At 69.0% G+C, this 24,444-nt stretch carries 18 protein-coding genes; 3 read left to right on the top strand and 15 right to left on the bottom strand.

The features are described 5' to 3' along the window. Positions 1-282: 282 nt before the first annotated feature. Complete coding sequence (locus tag VGN58_RS15005; protein WP_327483980.1) at positions 283-1,293, bottom strand: LacI family DNA-binding transcriptional regulator; 1,011 nt, start codon at positions 1,291-1,293, stop codon at positions 283-285. Between the two features lie 312 nt (positions 1,294-1,605). Here VGN58_RS15005 and VGN58_RS15010 point away from each other — a divergent pair, with 312 nt between their 5' ends. Next, positions 1,606-3,051, top strand: coding sequence for a glycoside hydrolase family 30 protein (locus tag VGN58_RS15010; protein ID WP_414710804.1), 1,446 nt, complete (start codon positions 1,606-1,608; stop codon positions 3,049-3,051). Positions 3,052-3,053: 2 nt separating this feature from the next. Next, on the top strand, positions 3,054-3,872 hold the full coding sequence (locus VGN58_RS15015) for a polysaccharide deacetylase family protein (protein ID WP_327483981.1): 819 nt from the start codon (positions 3,054-3,056) through the stop codon (positions 3,870-3,872). Between the two features lie 13 nt (positions 3,873-3,885). Here VGN58_RS15015 and VGN58_RS15020 read toward each other — a convergent pair whose 3' ends face one another. The 8 genes from VGN58_RS15020 to VGN58_RS15055 all read right to left on the bottom strand — a co-directional run bounded on the left by VGN58_RS15020 (position 3,886) and on the right by VGN58_RS15055 (position 18,433). Continuing rightward, on the bottom strand, positions 3,886-5,997 hold the full coding sequence (locus tag VGN58_RS15020) for a TonB-dependent receptor family protein (RefSeq protein WP_414710829.1): 2,112 nt from the start codon (positions 5,995-5,997) through the stop codon (positions 3,886-3,888). Between the two features lie 100 nt (positions 5,998-6,097). Further along, complete coding sequence (locus tag VGN58_RS15025) at positions 6,098-7,678, bottom strand: serine hydrolase (RefSeq protein WP_327483983.1); 1,581 nt, start codon at positions 7,676-7,678, stop codon at positions 6,098-6,100. Next, positions 7,678-8,808 carry a hypothetical protein gene (locus VGN58_RS15030; RefSeq protein WP_327483984.1) on the bottom strand — a complete coding sequence of 377 codons (1,131 nt, stop codon included), beginning with the start codon at positions 8,806-8,808 and terminating at the stop codon, positions 7,678-7,680. Before VGN58_RS15030 ends, VGN58_RS15025 begins: the two co-directional genes overlap by 1 nt. Positions 8,809-8,812: 4 nt before the next feature. After that, positions 8,813-9,865 (bottom strand): DUF1611 domain-containing protein, encoded by a 1,053-nt coding sequence (locus VGN58_RS15035; protein WP_327483985.1) that lies wholly within the window; start codon positions 9,863-9,865, stop codon positions 8,813-8,815. 60 nt (positions 9,866-9,925) lie between these two features. After that, complete coding sequence (locus VGN58_RS15040) at positions 9,926-12,262, bottom strand: TonB-dependent receptor (RefSeq protein ID WP_327483986.1); 2,337 nt, start codon at positions 12,260-12,262, stop codon at positions 9,926-9,928. A 135-nt stretch (positions 12,263-12,397) separates the two neighbouring features. Further along, positions 12,398-14,089, bottom strand: coding sequence for an N-acyl-D-amino-acid deacylase family protein (locus tag VGN58_RS15045; RefSeq protein ID WP_327483987.1), 1,692 nt, complete (start codon positions 14,087-14,089; stop codon positions 12,398-12,400). A gap of 107 nt (positions 14,090-14,196) precedes the next feature. Then, on the bottom strand, positions 14,197-16,356 hold the full coding sequence (locus tag VGN58_RS15050) for a DUF819 family protein (RefSeq protein ID WP_327483988.1): 2,160 nt from the start codon (positions 16,354-16,356) through the stop codon (positions 14,197-14,199). A 64-nt stretch (positions 16,357-16,420) separates the two neighbouring features. Next, on the bottom strand, positions 16,421-18,433 hold the full coding sequence (locus VGN58_RS15055) for a serine hydrolase domain-containing protein (RefSeq protein ID WP_327483989.1): 2,013 nt from the start codon (positions 18,431-18,433) through the stop codon (positions 16,421-16,423). Positions 18,434-18,671: 238 nt separating this feature from the next. Here VGN58_RS15055 and VGN58_RS15060 point away from each other — a divergent pair, with 238 nt between their 5' ends. Continuing rightward, a complete protein-coding gene (locus tag VGN58_RS15060) occupies positions 18,672-19,391 on the top strand; it encodes an XRE family transcriptional regulator (protein WP_327483990.1) in 720 nt (239 codons plus the stop codon). Positions 19,392-19,473: 82 nt separating this feature from the next. Here VGN58_RS15060 and VGN58_RS15065 read toward each other — a convergent pair whose 3' ends face one another. The 6 genes from VGN58_RS15065 to VGN58_RS15090 all read right to left on the bottom strand — a co-directional run bounded on the left by VGN58_RS15065 (position 19,474) and on the right by VGN58_RS15090 (position 24,416). Beyond that, positions 19,474-20,814 carry a hypothetical protein gene (locus tag VGN58_RS15065; RefSeq protein WP_327483991.1) on the bottom strand — a complete coding sequence of 447 codons (1,341 nt, stop codon included), beginning with the start codon at positions 20,812-20,814 and terminating at the stop codon, positions 19,474-19,476. Positions 20,815-20,819: 5 nt separating this feature from the next. After that, a complete protein-coding gene (locus VGN58_RS15070) occupies positions 20,820-21,887 on the bottom strand; it encodes a hypothetical protein (RefSeq protein ID WP_327483992.1) in 1,068 nt (355 codons plus the stop codon). Positions 21,888-22,011: 124 nt separating this feature from the next. Next, positions 22,012-22,284, bottom strand: a complete 273-nt coding sequence (locus VGN58_RS15075; RefSeq protein WP_327483993.1) for a DUF4282 domain-containing protein — start codon at positions 22,282-22,284, stop codon at positions 22,012-22,014. A 66-nt stretch (positions 22,285-22,350) separates the two neighbouring features. Beyond that, entirely contained in the window at positions 22,351-22,656 is a 306-nt protein-coding gene (locus VGN58_RS15080) for a hypothetical protein (protein WP_327483994.1), read from the bottom strand. 1 nt (position 22,657) lies between these two features. After that, positions 22,658-23,476, bottom strand: coding sequence for a hypothetical protein (locus VGN58_RS15085; RefSeq protein WP_327483995.1), 819 nt, complete (start codon positions 23,474-23,476; stop codon positions 22,658-22,660). Then, the gene (locus VGN58_RS15090) at positions 23,463-24,416 is read right to left on the bottom strand and encodes a hypothetical protein (RefSeq protein WP_327483996.1); all 954 of its coding nucleotides are present in this window, start codon (positions 24,414-24,416) and stop codon (positions 23,463-23,465) included. The genes VGN58_RS15085 and VGN58_RS15090 overlap by 14 nt, the downstream gene beginning before the upstream one ends. Positions 24,417-24,444 lie beyond the last annotated feature (28 nt).

Consider the following 24,444-nt stretch of genomic DNA (forward strand, 5'->3'; position numbering starts at 1 on the left):
CCCTTCGCCACGGCATGGGGCCGCATTGGACGCGCGATTGACAGCGTTGTCAACTTTCCCGAATTTTCGATGGACTGGCTGAGAAACCGCTTGTTTTCAGCAATATTCTTCATGCTGCATCGCAGCTGAAATCGTTTTCTGCATTGCATCCGTGACACGACGCCGGACGAAAATTCCACGCGGACCAGAGCTGAGGTTTTCTATTGGTATGGAAGATGACGTGCGCGACCTACCTGCGCGCTGCGGAACGCGGCGCCTCCTTCCAATCCTGCAGCGATGCACTCAGCGCGTTGCGGGAGGCTGCGTCGACTCGCGGAACAGCACTTCGTGTTCCACCTGCACCATGCCGCCCGACTCGGCCGCGCGGATGCGCGACAGCAATTGCAGCGTCGCCAGCTTGCCCATCTCGGAGGTGGGCTGACGCACCGTGGTGAGCGCCGGATAGATATGGCGTGCGATCGGCGTGTCGTCGAACCCGCAGACCGAGATGTCCCGCGGCACCGACAGCCCGCGCTCGCAGGCGGCACGGATCACGCCGGCCGCCATGTCGTCGTTCGCCGCGAAGATCGCGGTGGGCGGTCGTTCGAGGCCGAGCAACGCATCCCCCGCCTCGATGCCGGATTCGAACGAGAACGCACCCTGCACGACCAGTGCCGGGTCGTACTCGATCCCGGCCTTCTTCAGCGCATCGCGGTACCCCTTGTAGCGCCACTGGCAGGCGCCGTGCGCGGGCGGCCCCTTGATGTGGGCAATGCGGCGGTGTCCCTGCGCCACCAGTCCGGCCATCAGTTCCAGTACCGCCGAGGTCTCGTCCATCATCACGCCGATCCGCCCCTCGGTACGTTTGGGCGCGATGCAGGCGAACGGCACCTCCTGCTGCTCCAGGAACTCCAGCACCGCAGGATCGTCGGTCAGCGGCGGGATCAGCACCACGCCGTCGGGCGCGAAGTGCTCGAACACGACCTTCAGGTCCTCGGCCTTGCGCTGCCTGGCAGATCCCACCGGCGCCAGCACCAGGTTGTAGTGATGGTCGCGGCAGGCGTCGAGCATGCCGCTCTGGATCTCCATCAGGTAGTTGCGCGACGGATTGTTGTAGACCAGCGCGATGACATAGGACCGCTGGCCGGCCAGGCTGCGCGCGGAGAGGTTCGGACGGTACTGGAGCTGCTCGACCGCCGCCATGACGCGCTGGCGCATCGCATCGCGCACGTTGGGCTCGTTGTTGAGCACGCGCGATACGGTCTTCATCGAAACGCCGGCAGCGGCGGCCACATCCTCGATCCGACTACGCATAAGGCGGTTCCCGCTCCACTTCGTCCATTCCTTCCGGCGACGAGGCCGGATTCTGACAGCGCCGCGCATCGCTGGATACTGCGTCGGCCGCGCGCGAGGCGGCGCGGCCGACGCATCTTTCATGCTGCATGGCAACAGACCGCACGCCGCGCATGGCCGACCTCCTCACCGCGCCGCGCCTTACCGTGGCGTTCCTCGCCTCCGGTTGACAGCATGATGTAGCAACTGTATGACAGCGCTGTCAACCATCCCGCTCCGAGATCGCCCGCGCAGCACGCGGGATGCCATGCCGCGCCCACGAGGATCACGACGATGCGCCACACCCCCCTGTTCGCCGCTGCCCTGCTGGGGTTGTCGATGATGAGCGACGCCTCGGCCGCACCGTCGGCTGGTACTCCCGTGACCGTCGCCATCTACACCACGGCACAGGACAGCACGCAGCGCCTTGCCCGGACCGGGAGCGCCACGCTGCAGCCGGGACACGCACTGACCGAGGTGGAGAACTCGGTCTTCGTCGATCCGACCCGGAAATTCCAGGCGCTGCTCGGCATCGGCGGCGCCATCACCGATTCCACCGCCGAGGTCTACGCCACCCTGTCGCCGGAAAAGCGAGCGGAGTTCATGCGCGCCTACTACGACACCCGGGACGGCATCGGCTACTCGCTCGCGCGCACCACCATCCACAGCTCCGACTTCAGTTCCGCCAGCTACACCTACATCGAGGAGGGCGACAGGGAACTGGCGACCTTCTCCATCGCGCACGACCGCACGGCGCGCATCCCGATGATCAAGCAGGCGATGGCCGCGGCCGGCGGCACGCTGCCGCTGTACGCCAGCCCGTGGAGCGCGCCGGCCTTCATGAAGACCAACCGGCACATGCTGAAGGGTGGCGCGCTGCTGCCCGAGTACCGCGATGCGTGGGCCAACTACTTCGTGAAATTCATCCGGGCCTACGAGCAGGAAGGCATCCCGATCTGGGGCATCACCGTGCAGAACGAGCCGATGGCCACGCAGACCTGGGAATCGATGCTGTACACGGCCGAAGAGGAGCGCGACTTCCTCAAGCTGCACCTGGGCCCGACCCTGCATGCCGCCGGCTACGCCGACAAGAAGATCATCGTGTGGGACCACAACCGCGACATGATGCTGTACCGCGCGCAGGTGATCCTGGGCGATCCGGACGCGGCGAAGTATGCATGGGGCCTGGGCTTCCACTGGTACGAGACCTGGGCCGGCTTCGATCCGATGTTCCGCAATGTTGCGGCAGTGACGGAAGCCTTCCCCGACAAGCCGGTGCTGCTGACCGAGGCGGCGGTGGAGAAGTTCGACCCGGCGCGCTACCAGCACTGGCCGAACGCCGAGCGCTACGGCACCTCGATGATCCACGACTTCAACAACGGCGCCGTGGGCTGGACCGACTGGAACATGCTGCTGGATCACACGGGCGGCCCCAACCACGTGGGCAACTACTGTTTCGCGCCACTGCACGCCGACACCCGCACCGGTGAGCTGATCTACACGCCCAGCTACTACTACATCGGCCACTTCTCCAAGTTCATCCGGCCGGAAGCACGCCGGGTCAGCGCCGCCACCAGCCGCAGCACGCTGCTGGCCACCGCTTTCGTCAATCCCGACGGGCGACTGGCGACGGTGGTGATGAATCCGACCGACAAGGCGATCGACTACAACTTCTATGTCGGCCAGGCGTCGGCGGTGGTGACCATTCCCGCCCGCGCCATCCAGACGCTGGTGCAGTAGGCATGCGCGGCGCGCGGCGTGTACTGCTGTCGATGCTGGTCGTGCTGAGCGCGGCGGCACAGGCGGCCGAACCGTTTCCGTGGCCCGGAGGCCGCAAGGCGGCGGTCAGCCTGGCGTACGACGATGCCATCCCCTCTCAGCTCGACCGCGCCATCCCGGCCCTCGATCGCCACGGACTGAAGGGCAGCTTCTACCTGACGCTGGGCTCCGACACCCTGCGCACGCGCCAGCGGGAATGGATCGCCGCCGCACGCAACGGCCACGAGCTCGGCAACCACACGCTGTTCCACCAGTGCTCGGCGTCGCAGCCCGACCGCGCCTGGGTGGAGCCGCACCGCGACCTCGACAATACGACCGTGGCGCAGATGGTCGACCAGGTGCGGCTGGCGAACGTCATGCTGGCCGCGCTCGATGGCAGAAGCGAACGGACGATGACCGTACCGTGCGGGGATACGCAGGCACGCGACGGCAACTACGTCGATGCCGTCGCTGCGGACTTCGTCGCGATCAAGCGGGGGCAAGGCGGGGTGATCGACGACATGACCCGCATCGATCCCGCCGCCGTACCCGTGGATGTTCCCGTCGATGCCACCGGCGAACAGCTGATCGCGCGCGTGAAGGAAGCCGCCCGCCGCGGCACGATGGTCGGCTTCACCTTCCATGGCATCGGCGGCGACTACCTCGCCGTCTCGAAGGAGGCGCACGAACAGCTGCTGCGCCACCTTGCCGCGCACCCGGACGTCTACTGGGTGGCGCCGTTCGTCGACATCATGCGGCACGTCGCCTCGCACGGCAGCGCAGCGCCCGCCTCGCACCCCTGACGCGCGCGAGGCGTCATCCACCGCCGGTCCAGTGCCAGCGCAGGCCGACGGTGAAGGTACGGTCCGCGCCCGGTTCGTAGAAGCGGCCATTGCCTTCGTTGACGATGACCGAACCGATGTGGAAACGATCAAGCGCATTGTCGATGCGGGCGAATCCCTGCAGGCGCCCACTGCCCATCGACCAGTCGCGCACGACTTCCAGGTTGAGCACGCCGTAGCCGGGGGCGCGCTCGCTGCCCGTGTCGTTCACGGTGACATCACTGACGGCCAGCAGCTGTGCGGCCGCATGCCACTGTTCGCCCTGCCATCGTAGCCGTGCCGATGCCTGCTGCCGTGCGACGCCCGGGATGCGGGTGCCGGCGGCAACCTGTACCACGGGCGAGGTGCAGCCGCTCGCGGTGCAGATCGGGAAGCGATCACGGAATGTCGCGTCCAGCCAGGTGTAGGCCAGTTGCAGCTGCCATGCCGCGTGCAACGGCAGCTCGGCCTGGATCTCCATGCCCTGCCGACGGGCGGCGCCAGCATTGCGGAAGCTGCTGCGGCCGCCGACATTGCGCGCTACCGCCAGTTCGTCGTCGGTATCCGCGCGGAACAGCGCGGCTTCGATACCCGCACCCTGACCGCCACGCCATTTCATGCCCAGCTCGGTATTGCGCGTCGTCGCCGGCCGCAGGTCGAAGGCCAGCCCCGCACCCCCGTCGGCACGATAGCCGACCTCGTTGAAGGTCGGCGTCTCGAAGCCGCGCCCGATCGAGGCATACAGGCGCAGCGCGTCGGAGGGAGCGAACACCAGGCCCGCCACCGGCGTGGTCCGCGCGTACACCACGCGGCCGCTGTCGTCGGGATTGGTGGCGGTGACGTAGGCATCGTCGGAGCGGAAGCGCACGCGGCTGTGGCGGGCGCCGACCAGCAGCGACCACTGTGGCGCAACATGCCACCATGCCTGCGCATACTGGTCGGCATTCGCCACCTGGTTGCGTTCGTTCCGCCGTAGCGCGCCGCGTACGCCCAGCGCCGCGCCGACGAAGTTCTCGTAGCCGCGACGATGCTGGCGCTGGCGGTCGGCGTTGACGCCCGCGCTCAGCTCGAACGGGCGCCCGGCGAGATCGCCGGTCCACGACCAGCGCAGGTCGGCGCCGCCGTACTCGTTGTCCAGATCGATCACGCCGCCCGAGTTGAGGGGATTGGCCTGCGCCGCGACGGGCAACGCAAGGTACTGTTCCACGTCGCGGCGGCCCACGTAGGCCATCGCACGCAGCCGATGCCCGTGGGCGAACGGCCATGCGTAGACCGCGCCGAGCTGGTCCTGGCGAACGGATTTGCGCGTGTCGTACTGCGTGGCGACCGGCGAGGCCTGGCGCGGATCCTGCCAGGCCTGCGCGCGCGTCAGCCCCAACGGATCCTTCGCGTCGGGCGCATTGAAGTGGTTGAGCAGCAGGTCCAGCGTGCCGGCGCCGGGCGTCAACCGGACCTTGGCGTTGAGCGACTCGCGCCGTGCCGCACTGTGGTCGCGGTACCCCCGCGTCTCCAGCACCGACGCCGCCACGTTGTAGCCGATCGCGCCACCGGCACCCCGCAGGCGAGCGCCCACCAGCGTGCTGTCGTGGCCGGCCACGCTGGCCTGCACGCGCGCATCGTGCCCCGTGTCCGGCAGTTCGCTCCACAACTGGATCACGCCACCGGACGAATTGCCGTGCAGCGCCGAGAACGGCCCGCGCAGCACCTCCACGCGATCGGCACCCAGCATGCTGAAGTGCGACACCTGGCCCTGCCCGTCCGGCATGGTCGCCGGCACGCCGTCGGCGTACAGCCGCAAGCCGCGCACGCCGAAGGTCGAGCGGGCGCCGAAGCCGCGGATCGACAACTGCGTGTCCTGCGCCAGGTTCTGCCGTTCGCGCGCGAGCAACCCCGGGATACCGTCCAGTGCTTCCGATAGCGCGGCTTGCGGCCGGGCGCCGCCATCGCCCAGCGAGACCACGCTGGTGGATGCCGGCGTATCGAAGGCGGTGACCGCTTCCAGGCGCGTCGCGGTGACGACGATGCGGTCCAGCGTTTCCGCGGATGCGGCCGACTGCGCGCGGACAGGCGTGACGAAGGGGGATACGAGCAGCGAACCACCCAGCATCCAGCAGAACGAAGACTTCACGTGCATGCATCGAATCGTGGGAGGACCCGATGGTACCGCGTGCGCCGTCCGTGCGGCCTGGTTGCCGGCCGACCGTGCGCTACTTCGCCGGCTCGAACAGCAGATCCGGATAGTCGTAGCTGAAGTCGGCCAGCGGCGAGACCGCCTTCATCGTGATGCGCGCCACGCGGCCGTCGGCATCCAGGGCGAACGTCATGTAGGCCGGCTCGATGGACGTGTCGTCCCAGTCCACGCGGAAGGTGTCGTACTGCCAGTGGCGCAACGTGCCGGCCATGTTCGGCGTCTGCCTGAAGTCGACGCGCAGCGTGCCGCGCTGGTCGGCGACGCTGATCGGGCCGTACCACGCGTCGCGATAGGCACCCGCGTATCCGGCAAGGGGAAGCGAGGGGAGCGATGCCGTGCGTGCGCCGGTGGACGCGCCCTTCAGCGCTTCGAGTCCGCCCGCCAGCCGCGCCTGGTTCCAGGTCGAGAACGCCGCGACCCAGTCGCGCGGCGCCAGGCCGAGATAGTGGTCCAGCAGTTCGTAGCCGAGCCCGCGCATCACGTCCACGTCTTCGGCGTTGATCTGCAGCGAGATGCCCAGGTTGCGCTCCGGCACCAGCACCACGAAGGCGAGCACGCCGAACACCGCCCCACCATGCTGCACGACCTTGACGCCGCGGTAGTCCTGCACGTTCCAGCCGTAGCCATAGCTGGAGAACTGCGGCGTGATGTCGGCGATCGGCGCCGGATAGGCGTGGATCGGGATGGTCACCTGCGGCGTCCACATCGCGCGGGCCGACGCTTCGCTGTAGAGCCGCCCCTTGCCGTCGGGCAGCGCGCCCAGGGCCAGCTGCACCTGCAGCCAACGGGCGAAATCGTTCGCGCTCCAGGACAGGCCACCGGCCGGTGCGCCCACCTGGCCCAGGCCCTCGCGTTCGGGCAATACCTGCTGCGGACCCAGACCACGCAGCCGGGCGTCCAGCCGCGCATGCGGCTGCACCCGATTGGGGTTGGCGAAACGGTCGCGCTCGTCGCTCACCGCCGTCTTCATGCCCAGCGGCACGAAGATGCGGGTGCGCACGAACTCCTCCCACGGCATGCCACTGACCTGAGTGACCAGTTCGCCGGCGACGATGTACAGGATGTTGTCGTAGGCATAGCCGCTGCGGAAGCTGGTGGCCGGCTTGAGGTGCCGCAGCGCGCGCACGATGTCGGCGCGGCTGCGCGAGGTGCGCGGAATGAACAGCAGGTCGCCGGCGCCCAGCCCCAGCCCGCTGCGGTGGAGCAGCAGGTCGGCGACGGTCATCTCGCGGGTGACCCAGGCGTCGTACATGCGGAAGTCGGGCAGGTGGTCGATCACCCGGTCGTCCCATGCCAGCTTGCCGTCGTCGATCAGGATGGCCAGCGCCGCCGCGGTCACCGCCTTGCCGGTCGAGCCGGTGGGGAAGATCGTGTCCGCATCGACCGGTTCGGTGCCGCCCAGCCGGCGCACACCGTAGCCCCTCGCATGCACGATCTGTCCATCCTTGACGACGGAGATGGCCATGCCGGGCACATCGCGCGAGCGCATGGCCTGTTCGACCCGTGCATCGAAGCCGGCCGGCACCTGCGCCTGCACGGCCTTGCACGGCAGCATGACGGTCGCGGCCACCACCAGCGACATGAGGAACACGTTCATCAGCGATCTCCGGACAGGACGGGCGCGGGCGCAGCGCCGGATGCGGGGCGATGCCGCAGTCGCCACAGGCCGACCGTCAGCAGCGGCACGATATAGACCACGAGGAACAGGTACGCCAGCGCGCGATAGCCCTGCGCGATCAGCGCCACCAGGCCGACACGGTCGGCGATGAAGATCGAACCGACCAGCAGCAGCGCCGCGACCGACAGGCGTGCGCTACGGCCCATGCCGGCGCGGCCGCGTGCGCGCCAAGCGTGCGCGATCCGTTCGTTGCAGGCATGGATCGCCGCCGTGCCGGTTTCCAGCAGCGCAGCGAAGATCATCAGCTGGAACAGCAGGTGGAACGCCGGCGCCTGCAACTGGCGCAGGATGAAATCCGACGGCAGCGCTTCGTCGCCGATGCCCGGATACCACGCCAGCATGCAGACGAAGAACAGCAGGCCCGGCAGCATCGCCAGCGGCCCGGACAGCACGCCGGCGACCACGGCATCGCGCCGGCACAGGAAGTGCCGCGCCAGCGGCAGCACGATCACCGCGCCGACGATGTTGTAGCCCGCGTACGTCAATCCGCCCTGCAGCCAGCCGGTGGCCGGATGCGGCGTGGCCAGCGTGGCCATCGCCGGCTCGCCGAACCTGGCCAGCACCAGCACCACGAACAGCGCGTAGGTGCCGTACAGCAGGATCGACACCCACTTGAACAGGGCCTCGACCGTTTCGTTGCCGAAGGCGACGAAGCCGCCGATCGCCGCCATCAGCAACAGCGTGCCGGCCAGCGTGGGCCAGCCCAGCATCGCCGCGAACATCTCGCCCGCCGCCGCGCCGAACACGGCCAGGATCAGCACCATGAAGACCAGGTACGCCACCTCGAACACGAACGCGAACCGGCCCAGCAGCACGCCGAAGAAGGCGCGGTAGTCGACGCTGCGCGTCGCGTGGGCGAGGGCGAAGGTCAGCGCGCAGATCGCGCTCCAGCACAGCATCGCCACCACGATCGCCAGCAGGCCGCCCTGCGGGCCGCTGGGGATGAAGTACTCCGCGAGTTCCCGGCCGGTGGCGTAACCGCCGCCGATCACCGCCGCCTTGAAGGCCAGTCCCGGCAGGATCCAGCGCTGGAAGCGCGTGGAAGGCATCGCCTCAGCCGGCCTGCCGGGCAAGGCAGGCGGCGACCAGCGCGGTGAACGCGTCGCCGCCCCGCACCGGATCGGCGACCGGCATGCCGAGCCGGTCCGACAGCGCATCGATGACCTCGCGCGCGGCGTCCGCGTCCAGCATGCCGGTGTTGAGGCTGACGCCGCCGCAGCGGATGGCCGGGTTGGTGCGTGCGCCGAGGCGCAGCGCCAGCTCGATGGTCTCCTCGATGGACGGCAGCAGGTAGTGCGGATACCCCAGCACGCGCGCGCGGCCGTGTTCGTGGCAGACGACGAACACGTCCGGCTGGCTGCCGTGCAGCAACGCCAGCGACACGCCGGCATACGCCGGATGCGACAGCGACCCCTGCCCTTCGATCACGTCCCAGTGGGACGGGGCCGCGTTGGGCGACAGCATTTCGGCCGCGCCCGCCGCGAAGTCGGCCACCACCGCGTCCATCGGAATGCCCGCGCCGGCGATCAGGATGCCGGTCTGGCCGGTGGCGCGGAAATCGGCATCGATACCACGCGCCCGGAACGCGCGCGCCAGCGCCAGCGCCGTGTACTTCTTGCCGAGCGCGCAATCGGTGCCGATGGTCAGAAGCCGGTGCCCGCTGCGCTTCGCGCCGGTGGCCACCGGGATGTCCGCCGGCGGCTCGCGCACGTCGATCAGTCGGCGACCCTGCGCGCGCGCCGCCGTGCGCAGCGGCTCGATGCCCGACAGGCGCATGTGCATGCCACCGATCAGGTCGAGTCCCGCTTCCAGTGCCTGCACCAGCAACGGAATCCATGCCGGCGGAATACGTCCGCCGGGATTGGCCACGCCGATCACCATGGCACGCGCACCCGCCTGGCGCGCCTGCATCGGCGACAGGAACGGCAGGCCGGCGCTGACCGTTGCCGTGTCGCAGGCGAATTCGCCGACGCAGCGGTCGCGCGCCCAGTCGCGCAGGCCGAACGCGGTCTTGGCGTAGCCGGGCTCGACGGTATCGCCGAGGAACAGCAGGTACGGTTGCGGAAGCGCATCGACGTCGGACGACGCCGGAAGAGCGGTCTGCATGGGCGGAGTCCGGAGCACGGAAAGAGCGGACGCCATCCGCGCGAAGCGGATGGCGCGCGGTCAGAAGCGGACGTCGAGTTCCAGCCCGAAGGTCCGCGGCTGGATGGGCACGCCGGTGACGTGCGACCTGACACCGGACAGCGCGCCGTCCATCGGCGTCAGGGTCGACCACGCCCGTTCGCCGGTGACGTTGTTGGCGTACAGGCGCAGCTCCCAGTTGTTCCTGCCGATGCCGGCGTACAGGTCCAGCGCGTGGTAGCTGTCCAGTTCCAGCGGCACCGTGATGTCGTCCGGCGCCAGCAGCGTGTCCGGATCGCCCGGCGCGGTGACGCGCTGCCGTTCGGTGGTCTCGTTGACGCGGTCGTCGACCCAGCGCAGCGCGCCGCCCACCTGGCCGTTGAGGCCGCCCACGGAAAACGCGTACTCGGCCGTCCCGGTCCACGACAGTTTCGGCGTGTACGGCATGCGGTCGCCGGCGAGACCGGTCCACAGGATCACGTCGAACGCGCCCTGCGGGATCACCGTCGGCTCGAAATCATTCTTGATGCTCGCGTCGGTGTAGGCGGCGTTGAAGCCCAGCGTCAGATTGTCGGTGGCGCGGAACAGCGACGACAGCTCCAGACCCTCGCTGGTCGCCTTGCCGCCGTTGACCAGGCCGCCGACGCCGTTGAACGACGACGCCACCTGGATGTCTTCCCAGTCGATCCGGAACGCCGACACGTCCAGCGTCACGCGACGGTCGGCGAACTGCGACTTCATGCCGATCTCGTAGCTGTCGAGCATCGAGGAATCCACCTGTGGCGGCACGCCGGCCAGCGCCACGTTCGGACCGCCCGGCTGGTAGCCGGTGGCCACGCGCGCGTACAGCATGGCGTTCTCGGACAGCCTGAACTGCGGGCTCAGGCTCCAGGTGAACACGTCCTCGCTGGACTCGCCCGGCGACTCGCCGATGGGCGCCAGGATGCCGGTCGGCACGTTCTGGCTGAACCACTGCTCGTTGCGCGCCTGGCGCAGGCCGGCGTCGATCTTGAAGCGCTCGCCGAAGCGCCACGAACCGTTGGCGAACAGCGCGTATTCCTTGTACGTGCTGGGCAGGTTGATGATCGCCAGCGTGCCGAACGCATCGTCCAGCGGCGCCGGCAGCGGCGTGCCGTCGCGCTGGCCCAGCCAGGCGAACTGGCTCTGCAGCGCGTCCTCTTTCGTGTAGAACGCGCCGACCATCCATTCGAAGGTACCGCCGCCCTTCGATTGCAGGCGGAATTCCTGCGTGACCTTGTCGAGGTCGAACTCGTAGCGCACGAACGAGCTGCCGGGCTCCGGCAGGCCGAGCAGCAGGTCGGCCACTTCACCGAACTGCACGGTCGAATCGATCTGGTCGATCGTGTCGGTCTGCGACCAGCCGGTCGCCGAAATGAAGTTGGCCCAACCCAGGTCCCAGTCCAGGCTCAGCGACGCCAGTGTCAGGTCCTTGGAGAACGGGCGCGGCTGCCAGGCCAGGTCGTCGTCCTCGCCGAACAGCGGGTCCAGCGTGTCGCCATCCAGCGCCACGCCGGCACGGTCGTCGCTGCGGATGCGCTGGTGCAGCACGGACAGGCCGAGGTCGAACGTCTCGCCATCCCACGACAGCGCCGTACGCGCGCCGATCTGCTCGCCCTTGTTGATGTCCTCGCGGCCATCGACCGCGTTGTCGGTGAAGCCGGCGATGCCGTTGCGCGCGAAGCTCATGCGCAGGCCCAGGCGGTCCTCCTTCAGCGGCAGGCTGGCGCCGAAGCGGGCATTCCACGCATGGCCGCCGTCCTGCACGGAACGCAGGCCGAAACCGACGCGCGCTTCTTCGCCGAACAGGTCCGGCGACCGGGTGACGTACTTCAACAGGCCGCCGACCGCGCCGGCGCCGTAGAGCGTGCCCTGCGGGCCGCGCAGCACTTCGACGCGGCTGATGTCGTACGGCAGCAGGTCGAGCATCAGCGTGCTCGCGCCCTGGTAGATGCCGCTGGAGCCGACCGGCACGTCGTCGATGTAGGTGGACACCGTGGCACCGGACGACAGCGCGGCGATGCCGCGCAGCGAGACGCGGGTCAGGCCCGGGCTGCCGTCGTTCTGCACCTGCAGGCCGGGGATGTAGGCGGCATAGTCGGACAGCGACACCGCGCCGATGTTCTCCAGCTGCCGCTCGCCGATCACGCTGATCGAGGCGGCGACATCGCGGATGTTCTCCACGCGCTTGTTGGCGGTCACCACCACCGTGTCGAGGTTGGTGGCGGACGCGTCATCGGCCGGGGCGGCCGGTTCGGCCTGCTGCGCCAGCGCCGGCGCGGCGCAACAGGCCAGTGCGCCGGCGATCGCCAGGGAGAGTTGCTTGCGGTACCACGGCCGTGCGGACTGGGACTGGTTCATGCCTGCGCTCCCGGGCGACTTGGAAAGGAGGGATGGGGCGCCGGCATGGACCCGGTGCGCGAACACCATCCTGATTGGCGATAATGATCCCAATCAGAGAATTGTCAACACATTTGGAAAATCCGCCGCGGCGTCCTATTCCGCCGACCGCATCCAGCCCGGGCCGCGCACCACGCGGCCCGGCGTGGCGCCGGTGTGTTCGCCCGCGCGCAGCACCTGCACGCCGTTGACGAAGACCTCGCTGACGCCGCTGGCGTACTGCTGCGGGCGGTCGTAGGTGGCGTGGTCGGTGATGGTGGCGGGGTCGAAGACGACGATGTCGGCATGGCAGCCGACGCGCAGGCAGCCGCGGTCGGTCAGCTTCCAGTTCGCCGCCGGCAGCCCGGTGAGGCGATGGATGCCCTCCTCCAGCGGCATCAGCCCGCGATCGCGCACGTAATGGCCGAGGAAGCGCGCGACGTTGCCGTAGGCGCGCGGATGCGTGCTGGATTTCAGGAACACGCCTTCCGGTGCGGACGATTCGGCATCGGAGCCCAGGCTGACCCAGGGCTGCTTCAGGCCCAGCTCGATGTTCTCTTCGCTCATCAGGAAGTAGGCGGTGCCGATGCGGTGGTCGTCCTCGATGATCAGGTCGATCGCCGTGTCTTCCGGCGACGTGCCGCGTTCGCGCGCGATGGCCGCCAGCGTCTTGCCGCCCAGCGGCTTCAGCGCCTCGCTCTTGAACTCGATCAGCAGCAGCCGCTCGTCCGAGCCGGCGAGCAGGCGCAGGTTTTCCCAGGGCGCATCGGGATCGCGCATCTCGGCGATCACGCGCGCACGCGTGGCGGGATCCTTCAGCCGCCGGATCATCGCGTCATGGCCGCCGGCCTGCACCCACGGCGGCAGGCTGGCGGTCAGGCCGGTGGCGCCGGCGGTGTACACGTACATGTCGGCACTGACCTTCAGGCCGTCGGCGCGCGCCGCGGCGATGCGGTCGATGGCCTGCTGCATCTTCGGCCAGTTCTTCTCGCCGGCCGCCTTCAGGTGGTAGACCTCGGCGCGCTGGCCGGTGGCTCGCGCGATCGCGATGGTCTCGTCGATGGCTTCGAGGAAGCGGTCGGCCTCGCTGCGCATGTGCGACACGTAGCCGCCGCCGGATTCCCCCGCCGCCTGCGCCAGCGCGATCAGTTCCGGCGTCTCGGCGAATGCGGCCGGCGGATAGATCAGCGAGCTGCCCACGCCCAGCGCACCTTCGCGCATCGCCTGCCGCACCACGTCCTGCATGCGCGCCAGCTGTTCCGGGGTGGGGTCCACGTCGTCCTCGCCCAGTTCGTGGATGCGCACGGTGGTCGCGCCGATGAAGGACGCCACGTTCGGCGTGATGCCGCGCTGCTCCAGATGCTCCAGGTAGCCGCCCAGCGTGGTCCACGGGATGTCGTAGCGGATGTCGCCCTGCTGTTTCAGCGCGTCCGCCTTCATGCGTGGGGTGACCGGCCCCATCGACCAGCCTTCGCCGAAGATCTCCAGCGTCACGCCCTGCTTGGTATCGCTGACGCCGCGGCCATCCGCGATCAGCGACTCGGTGGCCCAGCTCAGCACGTTGATGAAGCCCGGCGACACCGCCCTGCCTTTCGCATCGAGCACCTGCGCCGCCTCGGCGGACTGCCCGGCAGGCAGCCACGCCACGATGCGGTCGCCGCGCACGGCCACGTCGACGCGCTGCGGCGCACGGCCGCTGCCGTCGTACACCACGCCGTTGCGGATCAGCAGGTCGTAGCGCGGCGCATCGGCCGCGCCTACCGTACCGCTCGCGCAGCACGCGAGCGCCACGGCGATGAGGGAAGCCATCACGGAAACAGGCAGTCGATGCATCGTTGTCCTCCAGTCGATTCCAGATAGCGCGAACGAGCGGCCGCAGCGCCCGCCGCCAGGGTCAATGCCGGATGCGGCCCGTCTCAAGGCCCCAGCATCTCGAACACGCCGATCCCCACGAAATTCCCGAGGGCATAACCCAGCACGCCCGTCGCCACCGCAGGCACCGCCAGCTTGCGCCAGCCGAACAGCACGGCATAGGCGATCGAGATCGGCGGTCCTCCGATGCAGGCCGTGGACGCGATGATGATCTCGCCGTAGTTGAGCTTGAACAGCCGCGCCGCCAGCAGCATGAAGACCACATGCGTGGCGAAGATGATCAGCACGTAGCCGAACAGCGCCGGCGCCGCGCCCAGCATCGCGCCGATGTCCGCGCCGGCACCCAGCAGGGCGAAGAACAGGTACATGAACAGCGTGGCCGCCAGTTCCGGCCCCGCGATCGCCTTCAGCCAGCGCCGTCCCAGGGTGGCGATCGCCACCATCAGCAGCGTGATGTAGAGGATCGCGTAGCTCGCCTGCCCCAGCGCGGCGGCGATCGCATTGCCGGCCGCGCAGGCCAGCGACGACAGCCCCAGCGCCAACGCCAGGTCGATGACGGTCGGCACGCGGCGCACGTCGTCGGCCTCGACGACGGCATCGACCAGGGTGTCCGCGCGCCATGCGAAGCGGCGCGTGAACATGGCCCACGATGCCGCGGCGCCCGCCATCACCAGATAGGACAGGCCGATCACGTTGTCGATCGCCACGCCCGCCGCCAGCGCGGTGGGGTCGCGGAAACCGATGGCTTCGGCCACGGCCGCGAAGTTGATCGAACCGCCGACGTAGGTCGCGCTGAACACGGCCGCGTACTGCGCACCGAACGGGCCCAGGTCCAGCAGCTGCGCGCCCAGCCAGGCGCCGGCCACCACGCCGGCGGCGCCGAACAGGAACGCCACCAGCGTGCGCCCGCCTTCCACCACGATGCTGAAGAGATCGGCGCGCAGCAGGAACAGCGCGATCGCCAGCGGGACGAGATAGGTCCAGATGAGATCGTAGGCAGGCGCCGAGGCCGGGATGATGTCGAAGTGCGACAGCAGGATGGCGAGCGCGATGACGAACATCACCCCGGAGACGCGCCGCCCGAGCTTCGTCTTCTCCAGCGACGCGCCGATCACGGCGAGCGCGAAGAACACCGCCAGCAGGGCGAACGCGTTGTCGGCGGGGATCAGCGAGCTGGCGGGCGCCGAGATCATGCCGATGCCGACGGCCCCCCAGACCGCGTCGGGGCAGTCGATGCGACCGTCGGCATACGCCACACCGGGCAACCGGTCCTGTTTCAGGAAGATCGGCCCGTCCAGATCGACGATGTCGCAGAACTGCCCCAGCATGAAGGCCGGCGCCGCCGCCAGGCTGGTGCCGCACATGTTGCCCACCATCACCTGCTTGCCGAGTTCGCGCGCGCGGCGCGCCATCATCAGGCCCTCGGTCAGCCCGCCGCATTTGTCCAGCTTGATGTTGATGACATCGAAGCGGTGGTGGCGCGCCTCCAGTTCCGCGAGATCGAGGATGCTTTCGTCGGCGGCGAACGGCAGCGCACGCTCGATGCCGTCGAGTTCGTGTTCGCGGCCACGCACGCAGGGCTGCTCCAGCAGCGACACGCGCGCCTGGACCAGTGCGGGAATCAGGTCCGGCAAGGTCGTGCCGTCGTAGCCCTGGTTGGCGTCGACGCCGATCCAGGCCTCCGTGCAGCGCGCCCGCACCGCGTGCACGCGTGCGGCATCCAGTGTCGCGTCGCCGGTGAGTTTCAGCTTCACGGCGCGCGCCTGCATCGGGCCCTGCACGTAGGCGGCGGCGCGATCGGCCATGACGGCGGGGTCGTCGGCGCCCACGGTGAAGGTAGTGAGCAACGGGCGCACGCCGTCGAGTCCGGCCAGCCGCCACACCGGCTCACCGGTGCGCTGCGCCTCCAGTTCCCACAGCGCGGCGTCGAGCGCATTGCGGGCGCCGCCGGGCGGCAGCAGATCGCGCAGCGATGCGCGCTCCAGGCCGGCTTCGATGCGCGGACGCAGCGCCTCCAGCGTGACGATCATCGTGTCCGGATGATCGTCGTTGTAGTACACGCCGGCCGCCTCGCCGCGACCGATGCGATCGCCGTCGCGCAGCGTCACCACCGTCGCCGGCATCGCCTCGAACACATGCCCGGCGATGCGGAACGGCGCCGACATCGGCAGGGGTTCGTTGTGCAGTTCGAGTCGAAGGGACACGACGGCCTCGTGCGGGAAGAAGGACGCAGGAATGGCCGGCGATGGGATCGCCGGCCGTGGCGGATCAGTAGTTCGCGCCGAAGCCGACGACGTGGTGCGCGATGCCGATCCACAGCAGGAACAGGCAGGCCAGCGCCAGCAGCACCGCCCACAGCTTGGCCAGCCACTTGCGGCGTCCGCGCAGCACATGCCATGCATTCCAGACCGCGATGGCGGCGCCCAGCGGCAGCGCGAGGGTGGCGAACAGGCGCATGGCGATGATCAGGCCGTCGGTGCCGGGGCTGGTCATTTCCAGCTTGCTGAGCATGCCGACCACCAGGCCCAGCGCCGCCGCGGTCGCCAGCAGCGACAGCAGTGCGCCGATCCGCACCAGCCGGTGCGCCCGCGCATCGATGCCGCTCAAGGCATAGCGCACGCCGTAGTAGCGCCGCACCAGCGCCGACACCGGCCAAGCGATGACCGTCAGCAGCACGATCGCCAGGCTGGCGACCAGCAGCGGCATCGACAGCGCGCGCCAGGCCGACAGCCGCTCGAACACCATGATCGGCGCGTACGGCTCCATGCTGAAACGGGTGACCTTGCCGTCCACGACATCGGCGGCCAGGCGGTCGGTGCTGATGGTGTCCTGCCACAGGTAGGGCGCGATTTCGCGCCACTTCTTCGGCACGCCGTTCGGACCCATCGCGGCGGTCACGCTGATGGTGCCGTCCTCGTTGGCGACGACCTTGATCGGCCCCAGCAGGTTGGCCAGCGATACGAAATTGCTGTCCGGACGGCGGCTGCTGGTGTACGTGCCCGCGAGCTGCGCGGCATGCACCTTGGCGTCTTCCTTCGACACGCCCGCCGCCTTCGCCGGCGTGCCGGGCAGGTAACGGTCGGCGAAACCGCGCGACAGCGCATAGCGGATATGGCCGGTCGCACCGTCGCGGCCGGCGCTGTTCATCGATACGAACAGACCGATGCCGTCATCCAGGAACAATTGCAGGTCGCTGTGGAACCACTGGGTGTCGCCGCCATGCGAAATGGCGCGATGCCCGTTCACCGAGGTCTCGTAGAAGCCGAGCATCATGCGGTTCAGTGGACCGACCGAGGCCTGCCCGGTGCCGTGCATCGTCTGCGCGGTGGCGGCATCCAGGATGCGCGCCTCGCCGAACGCGCCGTCCTGCAGGTGGGCGATCATGAACTTCGCCATGTCCGTGCCGGTGGCGGCCAGGCTGCCGGCCGGCGCCAGGCTGATGAACTCGTAGTCCTTGGCTTCGCCGTCCGACGCCTTGGCATAGCCCTTCGACATGCCGGCGAGCAGTGCCGGCGGCAGCGGCTGGCGGAAGCTGGACCGGGTCATGCCCAGCGGCTTGAAGATGTTCGCGTCGAGATAGTCGTCGAAGGACTGGCCCGAGACGCGTTCGACGATGTAGCCGGCCAGCGCGGTGGCATAGTTGGAATACGCGGGCGTGGCACCAGGCACGTGGATGCGTTGCGGCGTCCAGTGCTTCAGCGCGTCGCCGAGCGGGGTGATCTCGTCCTCCTTCGCCGTGATCAGCCCGCGGATCTGCTCCTCCATGCCGGTGGTGTGCGTCATCACCTGGCGCAGGGTGACCGGCTTGCCGTTGCGTTCCGGGATCTCGAAGTCGAGGTACTGGTTGACGTCGGCGTCCAGGTCCAGCTTGCCCTGCCCGACCAGCTGCATCACCGCCGTCCAGGTGAACAGCTTGGACACCGAGCCGGGGCGGAACAGGGTGGCGTCGGGATCGACCGGCGTGCGCGTGGCCAGATCGGCGTAGCCGTAGCCCTTCTGCACCAGCACCTGGCCGTCCTTCACCACCACCACGACGGCGCCGGCGATGTCGCCGTTGGCCAGGGCATACGGCATGAAGCCGTCGAGCCAGGCCCCCACGTCTTCGCGGGTGAGTGCGGGCGCACCGGCCGGCGCGTCGCTCGCGGCAGGCACTGCGGCGGCGGGCGCCGGCGACGTGGCGGGAACCGGCGCGGGCGGAACGGCGGCGTCCTGCGCCAGCAGCGGCACGGCCACCAGCGCGGTCAACGCGGCGCCGCACAGGATCTGGTGAATCGAACGCATCGAGTGATCTCCCGACTGAGGCGATGGAGCGGGGCCGGCGAGGTCCGCAGCCGGCTGGCGGATATATCCTGATTCGGCGATAATGATCCCAATCAGAGAATTGTCAACCCGTGCCGAAAGTCGTGGGCGGGAACGCTCCGAGCCGGCGACTCTTTCCACTGACCATGGCGGAAGGCGATCATGCCGCCGTGCTGGACACGCCAGCAGAAGCACCCGGGTCCCAGGAGATCCCGCAAGGATGACGTCACATCACCCCACCATCGGCGGCCTGCTGCGCTCGCTGCGCGCACGCAAGGGATGGACGCTCAAGCAGATGAGCGAGCATTCGGGCATTCCGCTCTCCACCCTGTCCAAGGTCGAGCACGACCGCCTGACGCTGACCTACGACAAGCTGCTGCAACTGGCGCAGCGCCTGCAGCTGCGGATGTCGGAGCTGTTCGCCGAAGACGTGGAGACGGTGGAGCCGCCGGTGACCGCGCGCCGCAGTATCGGCCGCATCGAGGACGCGATCCGCGTCACCACGCCCAACTACGATTACTACTACCTGTGCCCCGAGCTGCGGCGCAAGCGCATGATCCCGGTGCTCACCCGCGTGCGCGCCAAGACCATCGAGGAGTTCGGCGCGCTGGTCCACCACTCCGGTGAGGAATACATCCACGTCCTCGAGGGCAGGATGGAAGTGCACACCGAGTTCTACGACCCGATCGTGCTGGAGACCGGCCAGTCGGTCTACATCGACTCCAACATGGGCCACGCCTACATCGCCGCCGAAGGTTGCGACGAGGTGCTGCTGCTCGGCGTGTGTTCGAGTTCGGACGAACAGCTGATGGAATCGCTGATGACGCTGCACGGCGAAGAGAGCCTCGCCCAGCAGGGCAAGGCGCACAGCCTCAGGCCACCGGCCGCGACGCCGGCGAAAACCCCGCGGAAGAAAGCGTCGCCGAAGCCGAGGGGCTGACGCCCGTTGCCGCAGCTCCGTCAGCGGCCGGAGCTGCGGAGCACGCCCCGATGTCCCCGCTCTTCCACCGCCGCGACGGCCTTCAGTGTGTCGTCGCCAGATGCCGGGCGTAGGCCTCTATCCGCCCACGGATGTTGGCCCACAACGACCGCTGCCAGGCGAAGGCGAGCAGCAGCGCGACCATCGCGCCGAGGGCCAGCGCAGGCAGGGTTAACACGAAGAGGCCGGCCGCCAGGTCCACCGCCGTGCCGGCGGCCGCCAGGGAAAGGCCCCAGAACGCCGCCTTGAGCAGCGGGAGCCGTGACGCGATGGCCCGTGCCTGCCGGGTATCGACCGCCACCTCCCGCGTGTCCAGGTTCACCACCGCGACCGCCACACCCTGACGCGACCGCGTGTCGCCGCCGTAGACGATGGCGACGCGGTGGCCGGGCCTGACGGCGAGCCGAAGATCGACGAAGCGCTCCTGCAGTTCCCGGCCATAGTCGGTGCTGACGGACAGCGCCAGATGCTGCGTGGTGGTGACCGTCGTGGTCGTCGACGGCGCCCGCGACTGGTAGCTGTCGGGATGGACATACACATTGTCGGTCGTCGTGGTGACATGCGTGGTGGTATGGCGCTGCGCATCCGTCACCCGACCGAACGCCGCGAACAGATGCAGATCGTCTGTCGAAGCGATCCGGGTCAGCGTGCTGGTATCGCGCCGACGGTGGCGTCGGGCGCGCGCGATCAGCAGCGCAAAGAGCGCCAGCGGAACCAGCAACAGGAACAGGATGCCTCCGGCGACCACGCGGCGCGCCATGGCCTTCTGCCGCGCCGATGCGCGGCTGGCGTCGTCCGCACGCTGCTTCGCTTCGCGCTGCTGCACGGCCCTGGCCTTGGTATCGGCCAGGCCTTGTGCAGGCGAATGCGCGACGAAGACCTCCCGGTACTCCGCCGGAAAGTAGCGCTCGGCGACCTGCCGGACCTCGGCGACATCATGTTGCTGCCTGCTCTCGGCTTCCATGTAGTTCACCCGGGCGCAGGTGCCCAGGGCGACCTGCTCGGCCACCGTGCGACCGGTGCACTCGGGTTGCTTCGCCGGCCACCTGCGTGCGCGGACGGCGGCATGGGCCTGCAGATAGGTCTCCCGCAGTCGCTTCGCGCGGTGGGGTGCGCGATGTTCAAACGCGTCGGGGCCGTACCTGCCGCCCCAGGAAGCTTCCAGTACCTCGGCCAGCAGCAGGTGATGGCCGGCGATGCGCCCATCGACCTCTCCCGGCGGGCGGCCGGGAGACGCCGCTTCCACGTCCGCCTGCACCTGCTCCACGCTGGGGTAGTACCGCAGGCTGGCCTCGTCGGGGCCGGCCGCCCCCGCTCCGCCCGCGACCAGCCACAGCACGACCGCCACGCGCGACCAGGCGCCACGGCCGGCGGGGGCTTTCATCGAGGTCACCGCGCTACGTAGCCCACGGCACCGTCGGCATACAGCACGATCTGGTCCCACACGCGGCCCGCGTGTTCGACCACACCGCTGCGACGGTAACGCACGCCCGGCGGCAAGGTTTCCAGGACATGCGCTGCCATGTCCGGGAATTCCCGTACCTGCACGGTCGCCAGCGCCTGCCATTGCCCGCCCTGCGGCTTGACGCGGTAATCCAGCAGCGCCATGCGCGCCATCAGCGGGTCGTGCACGTAGGCCTTGCGCTTGTCCAGGCCCCACGGCGCGACCTCGATCCAGCCGGTCGTGCCGACGATGCCGCTGACCGGCACCAGGAAGTCCTTGTCCAGATCGTCGATGACCGGTGCCTGCGGCGACGGCGCCGCGCGGAACATCATCGGCGTTTCGTTGAGGTGCGCCCACTTGGGCAGGTTGCGACTGCGCAGCAGCGTCGCCGGCTGCGCCGACAGTGCGATGCCGGCCGGCACCAGCGACGCGGCACGTGGCTCGTTCAACACCTCGGAAGACAACGCGGCGAGGTTGCGCGGATTGCCGGCGACCACCTTGACGCTCTTGCCGCTGCGATACACCAGCGTGGGGAACGCGAAGGTCTTGGAGCGGTCGTAAGGCCGCAACTGGTAGGTGATGCTGTCCATCACGCCGTGGTTGTAGACCAGTGCGCGCTGGGCGCTGGCATCGCCTGCGCGTGCAGCGCGGCCGGCGAACGCGTTGGCGACGCTCGCCGCGTCGCGTCCCGCCACCACCGACGCCGCCGTGCTGCCCGCCACCGGGATCCAGCGCAACTGCACGTTGCCGGCCAGCGCGCGGGTGTCGTCGAACAGTCGCTTGCTCCACGCGCAATCCGTGCTGTAGACCACGTACACAGCCTTGGAGGCCGGCGTGCCGTCGGCCGCCCAGACCGCGTTCTCCACGGCATCCATCAACCGTGCCGCATCGTCGGGTTTGGTGACGACGACCTGCCGGCCACGGTCCACGGCAAGGCCGGGCTGCGGCAGCACGAGCAGCAGCGACAGCGCCATCAGGCACCGGGCCAACCGCATCGCCTGCCTTGCAGGCATGTCCTGTGCTGACAAAGAGGGTGTGGTACGTCGATACGCGATGCTTGCCGTCATGGCCTTGTCCCCTGTGAATGAAGATGGCGGCAGCGGACCCTGCGTCCGCTGCCGGGTCGTCGTGCGCGCCTTACTTCCGGCGGATGTCCTGCAGCGCTTCGTTGATCTTGAACAGCACGATCATGATTTCGCAGTAGATGCGCGCCAGCAGGGCGGACAGCACCGCCAGGATCGGGGCGGCCACGATCATGCCGAAGCCCGCGAATCCCGAGTAACGCATCAGGCCGAAGCCCTTGACCATCAGGACCAGTCCGGAGACGGCGGCGCCGGCCAGCAGGATCCAGTAGATGAAGGTGATGATCTTGGGCGTCACCATCGCGTCGAAGTACAGCCAGTCCCGCATCGTCGTGTCTCCTCGTTGGATTGCAGGGGTGCCGCGCCTGGCGCGCGGCAGGGTGTCCGCGGGGCCTCAGTCGGCCACGCGTCGGTAGGTCACGCCCATCGGGCCGGACAGCGTGTCGTCGTCCACGCGCGTGAGCACCAGCGTCGCGCCGTCGACCTCGGGATGGCGCAGCCGGATGCGGTCGCCGTCCACGGCGTAACGCATCTGCCTGTCCACGCCGCCCAGCTGCGACGACTGCACCACCGCACCGCCCCGCTCGAAGCGCAGCCGCGTCAGCCCCATGGAGTCCTCATAGGTGCCCGTCACCGCGTCGCCGCATGCGGAGAGCAACAGCACCAGCACCGCCAGCATCGCCTTGCGCCAGCAGGTCATGTCAGTCCGCTCCCTTGCCGTCGAACCGCAACTCGCCGAAGGTCGCAGCCTTGTTGTAGTGGTCGCTGCCGATCGCGTAGCCGGCCAGGCGCGCGCTGATGACCCGTCCGTCGTTGCGCCGGCTGATGCCGGTGATCACGAAGCGGCTGTCCAGCACCACGCTGCGCATCCCGCTGTTGCGTACCAGCACGTCCTGCGCCGCCGCCGCGTCCAACGGCCAGAAGTTCAGCTCCTCCGGGTTGTCCACCTGCAGGCTGATCTGCTGGGTGCCGGCCGATGGCGAAGGCTGCACGCTGAAGTTGAACGCGCTGCCCGGCATGAACGCATCCAGGTAGTAGCCGCCGCGGCCGGCGTCGTACTCGCCGAAGCGCGCGTTGACGTTCATCCGCAGGCGGCCGACGTCGGCCGTGCCGTCGTAGATGCCCTGCAGCCGCTCCTGTTCCTCCTTCAGCAGCGCGGGACGCTTGAATTCGTCGGCGTAGGCCACGCGCGACTGCGTCGCGGCCCACTCGTCGATCGGCGGCACGCGCCCTTCCAGCCGGTAGGCCAGCATCAGGATCTGCAGGTCGTCGGGATGGTCGAGCTGGCGGTCGCCGAAACGGGGCGCCGCCGGTGCGTCCGATGCGTCGGCGGCCTTGTCCGCCGACGCGGGTGCCTCGGGCGATGCCGCCACGGGCGATGTGCCGGCCTCCTGCGCCGTCGACACCGACGCCGATGCGGTCTCGCCCTCCGCTTGCCCGCCGTCGCAGGCGGCGAGCGCGACGGTCAGTGCGAGGACCAGGCAGGCAGGCGCGCGCCTGCGCGCGTCAGAGGCGGACATCGCTGGCATCGCCGGCCTCCTTCACTTCGGCATCGCGCCGTTGCTGGCCGATGCGCTGCAGTTCCGCCTGCAGGCCTTCGACATGCGCGTAGGTGTCGCTCTGCTGGATCATCGCGGTGTGCAGTTCCATCGCCAGGCCGGGATTGCTGCCGCTCAGCACCACGCGTGCGCTGATGTTCAGGCCGCAGCCCTCGGTCCAGCGCGCACTGGCGGTGTCGGCTCCCCCCGAAACGCCATTGCGGCAGCGACCGAACAGCGGATTGGCCTCCGACAACGGATTGCCGGCGCGGTCGTAGATCCACTGCAGGTCACGCGTGCCGGCCGAGTAGCCGCGCGGCGAATCGTTGTTCTCGCGCACCTGCGGCTGCCCGTACTTGGCGGTCAGCGCCTGCAGCGTGGCATCCACCGACGGCATCTGGCCGTCGCGGAACTTCTGCGTACGCCACAGCACCATCGCCGTTTCCTTGCCCGGCACGCCGGGCGTGGCCACGCTGACGATCTCGTCGGTGTGCTCCCACTTCAGCTTGCCCCGGCACTCCTGCCACTCGCTGGCGAAATTGCAGGGCCGGTAGCTGCCCTTCTCGACCGTGAAGAACTGCGTGCCCAGCGCCACGCCATGCGTGTCCAGGCGATCGAGCCAGCGCTTTTCTTCGGTGACCACCGCGTCTTCGCCCAGGCTGCAGCGCGTGGTGGCCATCGCCTCCTCCAGCGTCATGCCGAGGCGCAGCCCGATGATGTCGGGGCCGGTCAGCGTCTTGCGCACCTTCGCCGGACAGCGCAGCGGCGCGGGTCCGTCGGGCCCTGCCATAGCGGCCTGCTCCAGTTCGTCCAGCGGCACGCCGGCTTCCTCCTGGCCGTCGGCCAGCTCGTTGCCGCCGCCACAGGCGGACAACAGCAGCACGGACAGCGCCAGCATCGCAATCGGGGTTTTCTTCGGCATCGCTCCTCTCCAGGTGGACCACGCCGTG

This window comes from Pseudoxanthomonas sp., assembly GCF_035999195.1.
Lineage (GTDB): Bacteria > Pseudomonadota > Gammaproteobacteria > Xanthomonadales > Xanthomonadaceae > Pseudoxanthomonas_A.

Coding starts and splice junctions, on each gene's coding strand:
- VGN58_RS15005 (WP_327483980.1), bottom strand. CDS start 1,293: ATGCGTAGTCGGATCGAGGATGTGGCCGCCGCTGCCGGCGTTTCGATG.
- VGN58_RS15010 (WP_414710804.1), top strand. CDS start 1,606: ATGCGCCACACCCCCCTGTTCGCCGCTGCCCTGCTGGGGTTGTCGATG.
- VGN58_RS15015 (WP_327483981.1), top strand. CDS start 3,054: ATGCGCGGCGCGCGGCGTGTACTGCTGTCGATGCTGGTCGTGCTGAGC.
- VGN58_RS15020 (WP_414710829.1), bottom strand. CDS start 5,997: ATGCTGGGTGGTTCGCTGCTCGTATCCCCCTTCGTCACGCCTGTCCGC.
- VGN58_RS15025 (WP_327483983.1), bottom strand. CDS start 7,678: ATGAACGTGTTCCTCATGTCGCTGGTGGTGGCCGCGACCGTCATGCTG.
- VGN58_RS15030 (WP_327483984.1), bottom strand. CDS start 8,808: ATGCCTTCCACGCGCTTCCAGCGCTGGATCCTGCCGGGACTGGCCTTC.
- VGN58_RS15035 (WP_327483985.1), bottom strand. CDS start 9,865: ATGCAGACCGCTCTTCCGGCGTCGTCCGACGTCGATGCGCTTCCGCAA.
- VGN58_RS15040 (WP_327483986.1), bottom strand. CDS start 12,262: ATGAACCAGTCCCAGTCCGCACGGCCGTGGTACCGCAAGCAACTCTCC.
- VGN58_RS15045 (WP_327483987.1), bottom strand. CDS start 14,089: ATGGCTTCCCTCATCGCCGTGGCGCTCGCGTGCTGCGCGAGCGGTACG.
- VGN58_RS15055 (WP_327483989.1), bottom strand. CDS start 18,433: ATGCGTTCGATTCACCAGATCCTGTGCGGCGCCGCGTTGACCGCGCTG.
- VGN58_RS15060 (WP_327483990.1), top strand. CDS start 18,672: ATGACGTCACATCACCCCACCATCGGCGGCCTGCTGCGCTCGCTGCGC.
- VGN58_RS15065 (WP_327483991.1), bottom strand. CDS start 20,814: ATGAAAGCCCCCGCCGGCCGTGGCGCCTGGTCGCGCGTGGCGGTCGTG.
- VGN58_RS15070 (WP_327483992.1), bottom strand. CDS start 21,887: ATGCCTGCAAGGCAGGCGATGCGGTTGGCCCGGTGCCTGATGGCGCTG.
- VGN58_RS15075 (WP_327483993.1), bottom strand. CDS start 22,284: ATGCGGGACTGGCTGTACTTCGACGCGATGGTGACGCCCAAGATCATC.
- VGN58_RS15080 (WP_327483994.1), bottom strand. CDS start 22,656: ATGACCTGCTGGCGCAAGGCGATGCTGGCGGTGCTGGTGCTGTTGCTC.
- VGN58_RS15085 (WP_327483995.1), bottom strand. CDS start 23,476: ATGTCCGCCTCTGACGCGCGCAGGCGCGCGCCTGCCTGCCTGGTCCTC.
- VGN58_RS15090 (WP_327483996.1), bottom strand. CDS start 24,416: ATGCCGAAGAAAACCCCGATTGCGATGCTGGCGCTGTCCGTGCTGCTG.